Source organism: Microcoleus sp. Pol1C5 (assembly GCF_036701115.1).
Lineage (GTDB): Bacteria > Cyanobacteriota > Cyanobacteriia > Cyanobacteriales > Microcoleaceae > Microcoleus.
On the sequence record NZ_JAUBQE010000036.1, the window covers coordinates 19,099 to 33,697 of the forward strand.

The following is a 14,599-nucleotide window of genomic DNA, read 5'->3' on the forward strand; positions in this document are numbered from 1 at the left end:
TAACTCCGAAAGTGCTAAAGACTCTTAGAGCTGACTTCAGTATAATTTTCGATCGCGACCCTGCCGCTCGCAACTGGCTGGAAGTTTTGTTTTGCTACCCCGGTCTTCAGGCCCTAGTGCTGCACCGCCTCGCACACTGGCTTTATGTGTTGGGACTTCCCTTCATCCCCCGCTTGATTTCCCACATTGCTCGCTTTTTGACCGGAATTGAAATCCACCCAGGGGCAACCATCGGCAAAAGCGTATTCATCGACCACGGTATGGGGGTTGTGATCGGCGAAACAGCGATTATCGGCGATTTTGCCCTAATTTACCAAGGTGTCACCCTTGGCGGTACTGGCAAACAAAGCGGCAAGCGTCACCCTACCGTCGGCGAAAACGTAGTTGTCGGTGCCGGCGCCAAGGTACTCGGCAATCTGCAAATTGGCAATAACGTCCGCATCGGCGCCGGTTCCGTCGTGCTCCGCGACGTACCATCTGACTGTACAGTGGTAGGGATTCCCGGCCGCATCGTCTATCGATCGGGAGTGCGCGTCAATCCCCTAGAACACGGCAGTTTGCCGGATTCGGAAGCTGTGGTAATTCGCTCTTTGCTCGATCGTATCGAGTCCCTCGAACAGCAAGTAAAAAGTTTGCTTCCTCAAGCATCTGTCTCCTTAAATTCTGTTCCCAATTCGCCTTCAGCATTCCCAACTTTAAATCAAACCAGCAATGTAGCTGTAGCTGAAAAAACCCAATTAGCTGTTGCCACCACTTGTCAGTTAAAAGATAAAGCAATTCAAGAGTTTTTTGATGGCACCGGCATCTGAGGAGTGAAAAATTAAAAGTTAAAAATCCCAATCTCTGTTTTTAATTTTTAATTTTTAATTTTTCACTTTAATTTTTCACGGATTAACCGATCGCACCGACCAATTTCCCTCCCCGTCGCGCCGATAAAGCGACCGATTTTGCGGTTCCCCCCGCAACTCCAACAAATCCACCGTTTCCGGTTCCAACAACAGCAAGCAAAAATTAGGCAGCGGCTCGATCGCATCTGGGGAAGCAGAATCAAAAGCACTAGCCTCGGCTTTGTCATCCCCCGGCTGTGGCCAAGCAAACTGCGCTCTAGCCGCATCAGAAAGCTCCTGCCAAGTTGTGCAGCGCGATGAGCACAACTCTGCCTCTGGATAATCTGCCCCTACCAAAACTAGCTTTCCAGCAATCCGAAATTGTTCGCGAGTTGTCGGGAAATACCAGCAAATTTCCCCCCAAGGATAGAGGTTAATTTCCTCTGCCTTTTGGCTGCGAATATCTGTAATAAATTTCAACTGATTAGTATCTCCTAAAAAGCCTCGAAACACCACAGTGCGGTTGGCTGGACGCCCCGTGGCGCGAACAGTTGCTAGTTGCAAGTAACGGGCAAAAGCAAGACTGCGGTTGCGGTGGAGCGCGCGAGCTAAGGGCGATCGCCAAAGTGCTAAAGACATAATTAATAACCTATCATATTGGTAATCGGTAATCGGTAATCGGTAATCGGTAATTGGTAATTCTATCCGTTACATCCATTAAATCCGTCGAGCCAATCTGTTGCCGAACTTCCTGCTGCTTCTCTTCCCTAAACTCACAACTTACAACTATTAAAATCTTGCTATTGGTAATTTTATGTCAAATTCACTCTCAAAACTCAAAACTATTGAAACTCCCCACAGCGGATACCACTGGGACGGAAGTTCGCGGCGCTTTTTTGAAGGATGGTACTACCGAATAACCTTACCGATTCACGGACAATCCTTTGCATTCATGTATTCCATCGAAGACCCCAGAGGCGGTCAACCTTACAGTGGCGGTGCAGCTCAAATTCTCGGCCCGAAAGATAGCTATTTGTGCCGCACTTTTCCCGATGTAAATAAGTTTTGGGCGCACCGAGAAAGCTTAGGTTTCGGACATTGGGGCAAAACAGATTTACAAATTAAACCCCAATATTTAGAGCCGCAAGTATTCGACAGCCGCGTCGAAGAAGGCTATCAAGCTACTGCTACTTTAAATCAAGGTTATCTGCACGATCCGGGAAGCGGCAGCCGCTGTTTTTGGCAGTACGAAATTCAACCTATTTATGGCTGGGGCAACTCTGAGGAAATCCAGAAATCTACAGCGGGAATGCTATCTTTTCTCCCCGTATTTGAGCCTGGATGGCAAATTTTAATGGCTCACGGTTTAGCCACGGGCTGGATCGATTGGAACGGCGAACGCTACGAATTTAAAGATGCTCCCGCTTACAGCGAAAAAAACTGGGGCGGTGCTTTTCCGCAAAAGTGGTTTTGGATTAATTGCAATTGTTTTCAAGGCGAAAAGGATTTAGCTTTAACTGCTGGCGGCGGCAAGCGGGGCGTGCTGTGGTGGATGGAGTCGGTAGCAATGATTTGTCTGCATTACCGAGGAAAATTTTACGAATTTGTGCCTTGGAATTCCCAAGTTAGTTGGACTATTCAACCTTGGGGAAGCTGGAAAATGCAGGCTAGAAGCAGCCAATTTGAAGTTGAGTTGATTGGCACTACAAATAGTCCTGGTACTTATGTGCGAACTCCTACAGAAAAAGGCATGGCTTTTTGCTGCCGGGATACGACGCACGGCGAATTGCGCTTGCAACTGCGAGAATTGTTGGGGGGAAATGTGGAAAAAAATGGCAAGCAGCGTTCTAGAATTATCTTAGAGGCTCAAAGTTCTTTATCGGGTTTGGAAGTTGGGGGCGGGCCTTGGGATGAAGTTTGGCGATCGCATTAAATCATTAGTCATTAGTGATTAGCCAGTTAACAGGAGTCATAACAGCCATGATCAATTTACTTGGTTGGCAATTAGGCAAATTCTACCGCAGCCAGCAGTTACAAAAAACTTTCAAGGTGATTTTGGGAGTAATTTTATGTTTGAGCACAATCTTGATGCCGACGGCAATTGCTAGTGCGGCAGGTGATTTGTCTCGGCAACCTGTCACCGAAATTACTGTTAGTTTAGGTAACGAAGCTGGGGAACTAAAGTTTTTTCCCAATCTGTTAGAATTTGAATCTGGCAAGCGCTATAAATTAGTGCTGAAAAATCCCAGTTCGCAGAAACATTATTTTACTGCTAAAGACTTTGCTGATGCGAGTTGGACTCAAAAAGTTGAAGCGGGTAAGGTGGAAATTAAAGGAGCGATTCACGAATTGGAACTTAAACCGGGCGCTATGGCAGAATGGGTGTTTGTACCGATGAAATCGGGAACCTACAACCTGCGCTGTACGGTAGCCGGACATACAGAGGCGGGAATGATTGGCAAAATTACGATCGCCTCTTAAATCCCAGTTAATACATTAACAGATTGACCAATTTTTGTGTAATCGGAAAACCAGTCTGACGCTCAAAATGTCTGAACATCGGACTAGGATTTGCCTCTAAAAATACATACTCACCCGTTGGCTTGAGACGCCAATCAATAGCAGTCCAATCGAGCATAAATGCTTTTAATATTGCTAAACATTGTTGGTGAACAGAGTCTGGCAAATCTATCGGAATTAACTCGGACTCTAAATCTTCCCGAAAGTCCAAAGCTTGACTGCGAATTTCTGCAGAATAAACTGATTCACCAATCACATAACTGCGAATGTTTGTCCCAGGAATATACTCTTGTATTGTGATTGGAGAAATACTCAAAGCCAAGTCCAGCCGATTAGGTTCTAAATGCGCCTCTGTCACCAACTTGGTATGAGCGCCACCATAAACGGGCTTAAAAATTACTTTTTTCTGAGATTGGAAAAAAAATTCCCTAACTTGCTGTGGATTGTTACTGATTAAAGTTGCAGGAATTGTCACTCCTATTTGCTTTGCCAGACTCAGTTGTAGGGGCTTTTCTTTATGAAATTGGTATGCCTGCCAGGAATTAATCCAGCGAGCCGGACAAGCTTGCATTAGCGATCGCACTGTACTCATGGAATCGTTCAATGCAACTTGCTGTTGATTTGCATCTTTTAAATGTGCAACGCCAACACCGGAAAAATTGCGCCAAAATACACTGTGAATATCTGGAAAATTTAACTGGCGACCTCCAGGTAGCGTCAAGCACCCTACCAAGGTATCAGGTTGCCAAGACAGACGTAACTGTCTTGGAAACAGATAGGTATCTAAATAATCTACTTCTGCACCGGCTTGGGTGAGAGCATCTTTTATATGAGCAGCATGAGCATCGGAATCATTACCCAGAATTAAAATGTTCATGGAAAAATTAAAAATTAAAAATGTGCTAAAAGCAAGTACAAATATGAAAAGTCGCATCACTTGTTTTGGGAGTGTTGCAACTTTTTATATATTAAAAAAAACACTCGAATGAGGCTGAATCTTTGAAAGTCTTATTACAGAAACAATCGGCATAGTTCAGGAATTAGGCAGAATCTCTACCATTGTCGCCAGGAATGAGATTACCAATCAAGAGGGCCTCCACCGCCTTCAAACCAAGCTTTTGTGTAAGGTCCTCCACCCTCTTCACCTATAGCCAGAGTGGTCACCGGAGGGTCGAAAATAGGAGGCGGGGGAGGAAATCCTCCTCCTCCTTCACTTCCCGGACAGGGAGCTGAGATACACTGTATCCCACCACCACCTTCTTCACCTAGAGCTAGAGTGGTAGCCCTTAATCCACCTCCGATGCGGGTGGACTCTTCATCAGTTAGCGTCTCTTCAAAATCCAAATCAATTGCTTCCAGATCAGCAATATCTAGATCAAAAGGATGATTCATAAAAGTATCCTACTTGAGTAAAAGATTAGGCTTGTTTACCCATAATCTAAATCAAGAGGATGAAGTGATGTTGCCATTTTGGCAAATTTGAAAGTAAGTATTGTAACTGTTAATTAAAAAATGTTAAGCTGACTCTAGCGGAGCCATTGTCAGTCCGGCACGGCTCAATTGCATATGATAAAGTTCTGCTTGCTCTTGCGGGCCAACCCAGACTGTGGCCTGGCCTTCGTGGTGGATTTGGTTGGCGAGTTTCCAAGCTTGATCGCTCGTCATCCCTGGAATGTATTTCGTCAAACATTCCACAACGTGCTGGAATGTGTTGAAGTCGTCGTTAAGAACTATTACCCGATAGTTGGGATAAGGTTTGCGGGTAACTTGACTCGATCGAACGGGTGCTATGGTTGGTGAAGAGGTCATCGCGCGAACAGCCACTAAAACTACAAAATTCGTAAAATAGTTACCTCTAAAATTATAACACAATTTCAAAATGTTTCAACCCCTACTTGGTATTTTGATCCGCTTCGGGGTTTATTTTCACAGCCAGGCCTGCGTTAGATTTCTCCAGAAACTGTGGGGAGTAGAGGTTAGGCATCCCGTTTCCCATTGACAGGCTTTTCTGGAGAAATCTATTGCACCGCGCCGATTAAACTAAAGTTAACACTCGATTGAGATCAGAAGTGTCACCGTCAGAATACGCTTGCAGCAGAAGTTGCTTTAAATCTTCAATCAGCGGATAGCGGGGGTTCGCTCCGGTACACTGATCGTCAAAAGCGCGATCGGCCATTTCCTCAACGCGAGCAAAAAAGAAATCATCACTCATTCCCTGACTGGCAAGAGCCTCCTGAATCGTGCTAGGAAGATCTACCTCACGCTTCAGAGCTTCCACCGCTGCGATCAACTTCTCAACTTTTTCCTCTTCTGTATCGCCGCCCAAATTCAGATAGTCCGCAATTCGAGCATAACGCCACTTGCTGTTAGGATACTTGTTTTGAGAAAAAATCGCTTGTTTGAACGGAACATCCGTTGCATTGTAGCGAATTACATGGGAAATCATCAGCGCATTCGCTAAACCGTGAGGGACGTGGCAAGTTGCACCTAATTGGTGAGCCATTGAGTGACAAACCCCCAGAAAAGAGTTAGCAAATGCCATCCCGGCGATCGTAGCAGCATAATGTACTTTCTCCCGCGCTTTCGGATCGTTAGCACCATTTTTGTAAGCGCTGGGCAGGTATTTAAACAGCAAACGAATCGCTTCTAAAGCCAAACCATTTGTATACTCAGAAGCCAACACAGAAACATAAGCTTCTAAAGCGTGGGTTAGCGCATCAATGCCGCCGTAAGCAGTCAGTTTCCGGGGCATATTCAGCGTCAGTTCTGGATCGACGATCGCCATACTCGGAGTCAGAGCATAATCTGCAAGCGGATACTTAATCCCCGATCGTTCATCCGTAACAACCGCAAAAGGCGTGACTTCCGAACCCGTTCCCGAAGTAGTTGGAATTGCCACCATAATTGCCTTCGATCCCAAAGGTGGCAGTTCGTATACCCGCTTGCGAATATCCATAAACCGCATCGCCAATCCTTCAAACTCAATTTCTGGATGCTCGTACATCAGCCACATTACTTTAGCAGCATCCATCGGCGAGCCACCACCAAAGGCAATAATCACATCTGGATGGAAACTATTGCAGATTTCTAAACCTTTGCGAACAGTAGCAAGTGAAGGATCGGGTTCCACATCGTAAAATGTGTAGTGATCGATGCCGATTTCTTCCAAACTATCTGTGACTTCCTTAGTCAATCCCAATTCAAACAAAGGTTTATCCGTCACGATCAAAGCACGTTTCTTACCTGCAAGATCCCTCAAAGCTACAGGAAGACAACCCGACTTAAAATAAATCTTGGGAGGAATGCGGAACCAGAGCATATTCTCGCGCCGTTCTGCTACGGTTTTGATATTCAGCAGGTGATGGGGTGTCACGTTGACAGAAATCGAATTATCGCCCCAGCTACCGCAACCGAGGGTAAGGGAGGGATCGAGGCGGAAATTGTACAAATCGCCGATCGCACCTTGAGAAGAAGGCGTATTAATCAGCACCCGCGAAGTCTCTAGTTTGCTTTCAAAATAACGAATGTGGTTCTGATTGTGCGGAGCGGTGTAGAGTACAGAAGTATGTCCGTGTCCGCCAAAAATTATCAGCGCTTCAGCTTTGTCTACTGCTTCAGTAAAGTCCTTGGCGCGGTACATTGCGAGAATCGGCGAAAGTTTTTCACAAGCAAAGGGTTCTTCTTTACCAACCGCATCCACTTCTCCAATCAAAACCCTGATGTTTGACGGCACTACAAAACCAGCAATCTGCGCCACCTTTTGCACCGATTGTCCGACAATTTCGGCATTCAATCGACCATCAATTAAGATTACCTGCCGCACTTTTTCTCGTTCTTCAGCATTCAGGAAATAAGCACCGCGCTTGATAAATTCCAGTTGCACGGCATCGTACACCTCATCCACAACAACTACCGATTGTTCCGAAGCACAAATCGTGCCGTTGTCGAAAGTTTTGCTGAGCAAAATTGAGCTGACTGCCATTTGGATGTGGGCGGTTTCATCGATGATGGCGGGAGTATTTCCCGCGCCGACACCGAGGGATGGATGCCCTGAAGAGTAGGCAGCTTTTACCATTCCCGGCCCGCCAGTTGCCAAAATTAGTTTGATATCGGGGTGCTGCATCAAAGCTTGGGAAAGCGGCACAGTTGGCTCGTCAATCCACCCTATAATATCCGGTGGTGCTCCTGCTGCTACCGCAGCATCGAGGAGGATTTTTGCCGCCGCAGCCGTGCAGGATTTGGCGCGGGGATGGGGCGAAAATATAATGCCATTTCTCGTCTTGAGAACGATTAAAGACTTAAAGATGGTGGTGGAAGTCGGGTTAGTTACAGGCACGATTCCCGCCAGCACTCCCACGGGTTCGGCAATGCGTTCGTAGCCAAAATGCCGATCGGACTCGATGATACCGCAAGTCTTGTCGTTTTTATATTTGTTGTAAATCATTTCCGAGGCAAAATGATTTTTGATTGCCTTATCTTCGATGACTCCCATTCCCGATTCTTTGACTGCTGCCTTGGCTAAGGGAATGCGGGCGGCATTAGCGGCTAAAGCTGCTTGCTTGAATATGCGATCGACTTGTTCTTGAGTGTAGGTGGCAAATTCAGCTTGGGCTGCTTTCACTTTTTGAATTAGGACTTCTAATTCTTCTAAATTGGTAACTTTCATGTTATTTTGCCTGATGTTTATTTCGGGAAAATTATTGCCTCAATCTTTGATTGGTAGGGAACCCGCAGATCAACGCAGATAATTTCAAGATTGTTGGTGACTTGTGAACGCGGTCTTTTAATTATTATATACCGCTAGCTCCGATCGCATTGACGCCGCGACTGCGAAAAATATCAACTGTTTGTTGCACGAGTTCCGGTGAAGCGGGAGGTGTATCCTTGAGTTCGTAATCCAGTTTTAATTGCTCCCATTTGTATTCTCCCATTTTATGAAATGGTAATACTTCGACTTTTTCCACATTGTTCAGATTGGCAATAAACTCCGCTAGTTTTTCTACGTTTTGGATGTCATCTGTGAGGTGAGGAACTAGAACGAAGCGAATCCACGTCGGTTTGCCAATTTCGCTGAGATATTTGGCCATTGCTAAAGTAGGCTCGATGGAAACGTTGGTGACTTTGTAATACAGTTCGGGAATGTAGGATTTGATGTCCAATAAAACCAGATCGGTCATTTCCAGAACCGGTTTAGCAACGTCTAAAACACAGAATCCTGATGTGTCCAGCGCTGTATGCAAACCCATTTGATGACAGCGGGTAAAGATTTCTCTGACAAAATCCGGCTGCATCAACGGTTCGCCGCCGCTGACGGTAACGCCTCCTTTCCGCAGGTAGGATTTACATTTTGTAATTTGCTCGATTAAATAATCGACGGTTACTTCTTTACCATCGTGGGAACTGCGACAGTCGGGATTGTGACAGTAAAGACAGCGTAAAGGACAGCCTTGGGTGAAGACGATAAACCGGATTCCGGGGCCGTCTACGGTACCAAATGTTTCGATTGAATGAATGCGACCAATTCCAGACATTTAATTTGCTGTTTGTGGGGATTTTGAGAGTAGGGATGAGCGGGAGGGCGGGGTTAATAATAGCCTGAAAACTTTCGGCTCTATCTTTTAGAGCCTCGGCTCGCTCCCCCTGGCATCTCCCTTAAGAAGGGGGAATTTGAGAGTTTCCGGTTCTCCCTTTCTTAAGGCTAGGGGGGATTGAGCTTAATTGTTTAACAGCTTCTTCAGTCCCCCTCTGTTCGGATGAAAGTTTGACTCTTGAGCGGTTTCAACCGCCGAGTTTTTTCTGCTGGGATTTAGACGCGTTCGTGGAAAGTCCGTTTAATCACATCTAATTGCTGTTCGCGGGTAAGTTTGATGAAATTGACCGCATAACCGGAGACGCGAATTGTTAGCTGGGGATAGTTTTCTGGATGTTCCATCGCATCTAGTAATGTTTGCCGATCGAGGGCGTTAACATTGATGTGATGGCCGCCATCGTGGAAGTAGCCGTCTAGGAGACCAACTAGGTTATTAGTTCGATCGCTCTCCATTCTGCCCAAGGCCTGCGGTAGAATCGAAAAAGTATTCGATATGCCATCTTGACAATCACTGTAAGGCAGTTTTGCTACAGAAGATAAGGATGCGATCGCCCCACAGGAATCTCGGCCGTGCATCGGGTTAGCACCGGGAGCAAAGGGTTCGCCGGCTTTACGTCCGTCGGGAGTGCTACCAGTTTTTTTGCCGTACACTACGTTAGAGGTAATTGTGAGTACCGATTGAGTCGCTACAGCGCCGCGGTAGGTTTTGTGCTGGCGAATTTCGTTCATGAAGCTTTGCACAAGTTCGATCGCCACACTGTCTACGCGATCGTCATTATTGCCGTATTTTGGATATTCTCCTTCGATCGAGTAATCCACTGCCAAACCTTGTTCGTTGCGAATCACCTTAACTTTAGCGTTTTTAATCGCCGACAGGGAGTCCGCCACCACAGACAATCCGGCAATTCCGCAGGCCATTGTCCGGTAAACATCGCGATCGTGCAATGCCATTTCCAGGCGTTCGTAGCAGTATTTGTCGTGCATATAGTGAATGACATTCAACGTATTGATATACGTTTTTGCCAACCACGCCATCATGTCGTGGAACCTGGCTCTTACCTCGTCATAATCGAGATATTCGGTAGTAATCGGTGGGAACTGCGGCGCGATTTGGTCGCCGGACTTCTCGTCTTTACCGCCGTTAATCGCATAGAGCAAAGTCTTAGCTAAGTTAACTCGCGCGCCGAAAAACTGCATTTGCTTGCCAATTCGCATGGCGGAAACACAACAGGCGATCGCGTAATCATCGCCGTATTGAGGACGCATCAAGTCGTCGTTTTCGTACTGAATCGAACTCGTATCGCTGGATACCTTCGCACAGAATTCTTTGAAGTTTTCCGGCAAGTTTTCCGACCACAAAACGGTGAGATTTGGTTCGGGTGCAGTACCGAGGTTTGAGAGGGTGTGCAAGAATCGGAAACTGTTACGAGTTACCAATGTTCTACCGTCAGTGCTTATACCGCCGATCGCCTCTGTTACCCAAGTTGGATCGCCAGAAAACAGAGCGTTATAGTCGGGAGTTCGCAAAAACCGCACCATGCGGAGTTTCATTACAAAATGGTCGATCAGTTCTTGCAATTCCACTTCGGAACTCGCGCCACTTTGTAAATCGCGCTCGAAATAAATGTCTAAAAACGTCGATACGCGGCCGAGAGACATCGCTGCCCCGTTTTGTTCTTTCACTGCTCCCAAGTAGCCAAAATACAGCCACTGGACAGCTTCTCGTGCATTTGCTGCCGGACGGCTAATATCAAAGCCGTAGCTAGCAGCCATTTCTTTTAACTCAAATAATGCCCGAATTTGCTCGGATAACTCTTCGCGCAAGCGAATTGTTCCCTCGTCCATCGCGTCTAGTTCGAGTGATTCTTGCTGTGTTTTTTTATCCTCAATTAGGCGATCGACACCGTACAAAGCAACGCGCCGATAGTCACCAATTATCCGCCCGCGTCCATAGGCATCTGGCAAACCTGTGATGATACCAGAACGTCTCGCCAGACGCATCGACCGCGTGTAAGCATCGAATACACCATCGTTATGAGTTTTGCGATATTTCGTAAATATTTCTTCTGTTTGCCGATCGAGCTGATAGCCGTAAGCTTCTAAACCGGCCTTGACCACGCGAATCCCGCCATAGGGCATAATCGCGCGTTTCAAAGGTCTATCTGTTTGCAAACCTACTATTTGTTCTAAGTCGCGATCGATGTATCCTGCTGCATGAGCCGTGATAGATGTGGGAACTTTTGTATCAACATCCAATACACCTTTTTCGCGCTCTTGCTTCATTAATTCCAGAACTTTTTGCCAAAGCTGCTGGGTTTTTTCGGTTGGTGCTGTGAGAAATTCTGCATTCCCTTCATAGGGGGTGTAATTCTTTTGGATGAAGTCTCTGACGTTGACTTCCTTTGTCCAGTTGCCTTCAGTAAAGCCGTGCCATTCTGCAAACATAGCTTGCTTTCACCTCAATTTTTTGTTAGCGATCGATCTTTTCTTCTTCGACCACTACATCTACTATATATTTAATTTCAATATTTTAAATACCCGATCTGCTATTTGTTACAAAAATTGACTTGCTAATTTCGTGGGAAGAATTAAGATAGATAGTAGGCAGAACATCCTCGTGAATTGTTGAGGAATATCTGACCAAAGGGGTTCCCGAACTAACACTTTGACAACCGAAATGTTGTTTAATGGCTGGTGGGTCGGAAACGCGCAATGAGATTTTTTTTCAGGAACCGCGAAATCCGAAGAAGATAAAGAAAAAGCAGAAAAAAAGTAGAAAAATAGTTCGGATTGGATGCGGTAATTCTTATCGAAAGCAGAGCAATATTAATTGCTGATTAATTGAAGTAGGGTATTATGCAGATAAATTCAAGAAATCAAAGCACTGCGAGCGATCCGGCTCACGATATTTGGAAAGAACAGCGTCATCCGCTCGATCGGATTTTTGGGCCTCGCTCCGTGGCTGTAATCGGCGCAACAGAGAGAGAAGGAAGCGTCGGACGTACTCTGCTGTGGAACTTGATTCGGAGTCCTTTTGGCGGAACAGTTTTTCCGGTGAATCCGCAGCGCCGCAGCGTCTTGGGGCTCAAGTCTTATCCTGACATTGCTAGCGTCCCGGAAGTAGTGGATCTGGCGGTGATTGCTACGCCTGCTGCTGGGGTGCCACAAGTGATCCGCGAATGTATTGCTGCTGGGGTGAAAGGAGCAATTATTGTTTCTGCTGGCTTTAAAGAGATTGGTGCTGCTGGGGAGGCTTTAGAACAGCAAGTTATGGCCGAGGCGCGTCGGGGCGGAATGCGGATTATCGGCCCCAATTGCCTCGGCGTGATGAATCCTGTGCTTGGGCTCAATGCTACTTTTGCAGGTACGATCGCCCGTCCGGGTAATGTCGCCTTCATCAGTCAAAGCGGCGCCCTCTGTACTTCGATCCTAGACTGGAGTTTGGGAGAAAATGTCGGTTTTAGCGCCTTTGTGTCGATCGGCTCTATGCTCGATGTCGGTTGGGGCGATCTGATCGAGTATTTCGGAGACGATCCCCATACTCACAGTATTGTTTTGTACATGGAATCTATGGGTGATGCTCGTTCGTTCCTGTCGGCCGCCCGCCCAGTGGCGATCGACAAACCGATCATCATTCTCAAGGTAGGACGTACCGCCGCCGCCGCGCAAGCCGCCGCTTCCCATACGGGAGCTTTGACCGGCAGCGATGACGTGCTTAACGCTGCTTTCCGCCGCTGTGGCGCGTTGCGGGTACATACGATTTCCGATTTGTTCGACATGGCAGAAATTCTGGCCAAGCAACCGCGACCGCAGGGCAACCGCCTGTCGATCGTCACCAATGCCGGAGGCCCGGGGGCGATCGCCACTGATGCCTTAATTAGCGACGGCGGTGCCCTGGCAGATCTGGCACCGGAGACAGTGCAGCAGCTTGATGAGTTTTTGCCGCCTCAGTGGAGTCATCACAACCCGATCGATATTTTGGGCGATGCTAGTAGCGATCGTTACGCCCAAACTCTAGAAGTTGTGGCTCCCGATCCCAATAGTGACGGATTGCTGGTCATCCTAACGCCACAAGCGATGACAAATCCCACCCAAACCGCAGAAAAACTCAAGTCTTACAGCAAACTCGGAAAGCCCTTATTAGCAAGCTGGATGGGCGGTGTGGAAGTGTCAGCGGGAACGCAAATTCTCAATCAGGCACATATTCCGACTTTCCCCTATCCGGATACCGCAGTCAGGTTATTCAACTATATGTGGCGGTACACGTACAACCTGCGCGCTATCTACGAAACGCCTTCTCTCTCGGCTGATTGCGATGTCTGGTGTCCAGATCGATCGGCGGCCGCAAATATTGTGGCTTCTGCACGCAAAAGCGATCGCACTTTGTTAACAGAATACGAATCGAAGCAGTTGCTGGCAGCTTACGGGATTCCCACCATCGCCACATCCATCGCCACCACCGAGCGCGAAGTTGTGGAAATTGCCGAGATCCTCGGTTATCCAGTGGTGCTAAAACTGCATTCTGAGACGATTACTCACAAAACCGATGTGGGGGGCGTAAAACTAAATTTAGGCGATGCTAAGGCTGTAATTAGTGCCTTTGAGGCGATCGCCCAGCGGGTAAGGGCGATCGATCCTGCAGCGTTTCTCGGCGTAACCGTGCAGCCGATGGTGCATTTGGAAGGCTATGAACTAATTTTAGGTAGCAGTATTGACCCACAATTTGGGCCGGTGATGCTGTTTGGTTCCGGCGGACAATTAGTGGAAGTATTTCAAGATCGATCGCTGGCACTTCCGCCTTTAAATACCACCCTAGCGCGGCGGATGATGGAGCAAACGCGCATCTATAAAGCTTTGCAAGGAGTGCGCGGTCGATCGGCAATTGACCTGGTACAACTCGAACAGTTATTAGTTCGTTTCAGTCAACTGATTGTAGAGCAACCTCAAATTGCCGAGATTGATATTAATCCGCTGTTGGTTTCTCCTGAAGGTGCTATCGCTCTTGATGCCCGCGTTGTTCTGCAAACAACGGAAAACCCCATTTCACCCGCGATTCGCCCCTATCCTACGCAATACGTTCAAACATGGTCAACTAATGGCGATCGTCCCATCACCATCCGTCCGATTCGTCCAGAAGATGAGCCGCTGATGGTGCTGTTCCACGAAGAACTTTCGGAAGAGAGCGTATATTTGCGCTACGCTCACATGGTAAAGTTAAAGCACCGCATCGCTCACGAACGTTTGACCCGGATTTGTTTTATTGATTACGATCGCGAAATGCTGTTAGTAGCCGATCGTCAAGACCCGGAAACCTCTGAACACCGGATTTTGGGAGTAGCGCGTCTGAGCAAACTCCACGGCAAAAACGAAGCCGAATTTGCCCTGATCGTTAGCGATAGCTATCAGCAGCGCGGTTTAGGAACAGAATTATTGAGGCGGCTGCTGCAAATTGGTCAGGAAGAGAAATTACAGGCGATCGTCGGCTACATTCTCAATAGCAACTACAAGATGCAGAGCCTCTGTAAAAAACTAGGATTTGAACTGCAACCATACCGAAGCGAAGGAATGTTGAAAGCTGTTTTTGTCTGCTGATAGCAAGGTGGGTTAAATAATTTTCATTTAAAAGTCCTCACTACAAACTTTATAGGTTTGTAGTGAGGAC

At 47.0% G+C, this 14,599-nt stretch carries 11 protein-coding genes; 4 read left to right on the forward strand and 7 right to left on the reverse strand.

Translation table 11 applies throughout. The features are described from left to right. Nucleotides 1–11: 11 nt before the first annotated feature. Nucleotides 12–809: a serine O-acetyltransferase gene (cysE, locus tag QUA23_RS19705; protein WP_006634002.1), complete on the forward strand. Its 798-nt coding sequence runs from the start codon at nucleotides 12–14 to the stop codon at nucleotides 807–809. A 75-nt stretch (nucleotides 810–884) separates the two neighbouring features. Here cysE and QUA23_RS19710 read toward each other — a convergent pair whose 3' ends face one another. After that, complete coding sequence (locus QUA23_RS19710) at nucleotides 885–1,466, reverse strand: Npun_F5749 family FMN-dependent PPOX-type flavoprotein (protein WP_333077908.1); 582 nt, start codon at nucleotides 1,464–1,466, stop codon at nucleotides 885–887. 175 nt (nucleotides 1,467–1,641) lie between these two features. Here QUA23_RS19710 and QUA23_RS19715 point away from each other — a divergent pair, with 175 nt between their 5' ends. Together QUA23_RS19715 and QUA23_RS19720 are read left to right on the forward strand one after the other, a co-directional pair. Beyond that, entirely contained in the window at nucleotides 1,642–2,760 is a 1,119-nt protein-coding gene (locus QUA23_RS19715) for a tocopherol cyclase family protein (RefSeq protein ID WP_333077907.1), read from the forward strand. A 47-nt stretch (nucleotides 2,761–2,807) separates the two neighbouring features. Beyond that, entirely contained in the window at nucleotides 2,808–3,308 is a 501-nt protein-coding gene (locus tag QUA23_RS19720) for a plastocyanin/azurin family copper-binding protein (RefSeq protein ID WP_333077906.1), read from the forward strand. 7 nt (nucleotides 3,309–3,315) lie between these two features. Here QUA23_RS19720 and QUA23_RS19725 read toward each other — a convergent pair whose 3' ends face one another. From QUA23_RS19725 to pflB, 6 genes are all read right to left on the reverse strand, one after another. After that, entirely contained in the window at nucleotides 3,316–4,224 is a 909-nt protein-coding gene (locus tag QUA23_RS19725; RefSeq protein ID WP_333077905.1) for a hypothetical protein, read from the reverse strand. Between the two features lie 200 nt (nucleotides 4,225–4,424). Then, complete coding sequence (locus QUA23_RS19730) at nucleotides 4,425–4,739, reverse strand: hypothetical protein (RefSeq protein WP_333077904.1); 315 nt, start codon at nucleotides 4,737–4,739, stop codon at nucleotides 4,425–4,427. Between the two features lie 123 nt (nucleotides 4,740–4,862). After that, a complete protein-coding gene (clpS, locus tag QUA23_RS19735; protein ID WP_190743461.1) occupies nucleotides 4,863–5,156 on the reverse strand; it encodes an ATP-dependent Clp protease adapter ClpS in 294 nt (97 codons plus the stop codon). 226 nt (nucleotides 5,157–5,382) lie between these two features. Beyond that, nucleotides 5,383–8,013 (reverse strand): bifunctional acetaldehyde-CoA/alcohol dehydrogenase, encoded by a 2,631-nt coding sequence (gene adhE / locus QUA23_RS19740; RefSeq protein ID WP_333077903.1) that lies wholly within the window; start codon nucleotides 8,011–8,013, stop codon nucleotides 5,383–5,385. Nucleotides 8,014–8,137: 124 nt separating this feature from the next. After that, a complete protein-coding gene (gene pflA, locus QUA23_RS19745; protein WP_333077901.1) occupies nucleotides 8,138–8,878 on the reverse strand; it encodes a pyruvate formate-lyase-activating protein in 741 nt (246 codons plus the stop codon). Between the two features lie 275 nt (nucleotides 8,879–9,153). Further along, on the reverse strand, nucleotides 9,154–11,382 hold the full coding sequence (pflB, locus tag QUA23_RS19750) for a formate C-acetyltransferase (protein WP_333077900.1): 2,229 nt from the start codon (nucleotides 11,380–11,382) through the stop codon (nucleotides 9,154–9,156). 411 nt (nucleotides 11,383–11,793) lie between these two features. On the opposite strand from pflB, the gene QUA23_RS19755 reads away from it, so the two are divergent. After that, a complete protein-coding gene (locus QUA23_RS19755) occupies nucleotides 11,794–14,529 on the forward strand; it encodes a bifunctional acetate--CoA ligase family protein/GNAT family N-acetyltransferase (protein WP_333077898.1) in 2,736 nt (911 codons plus the stop codon). Nucleotides 14,530–14,599 lie beyond the last annotated feature (70 nt).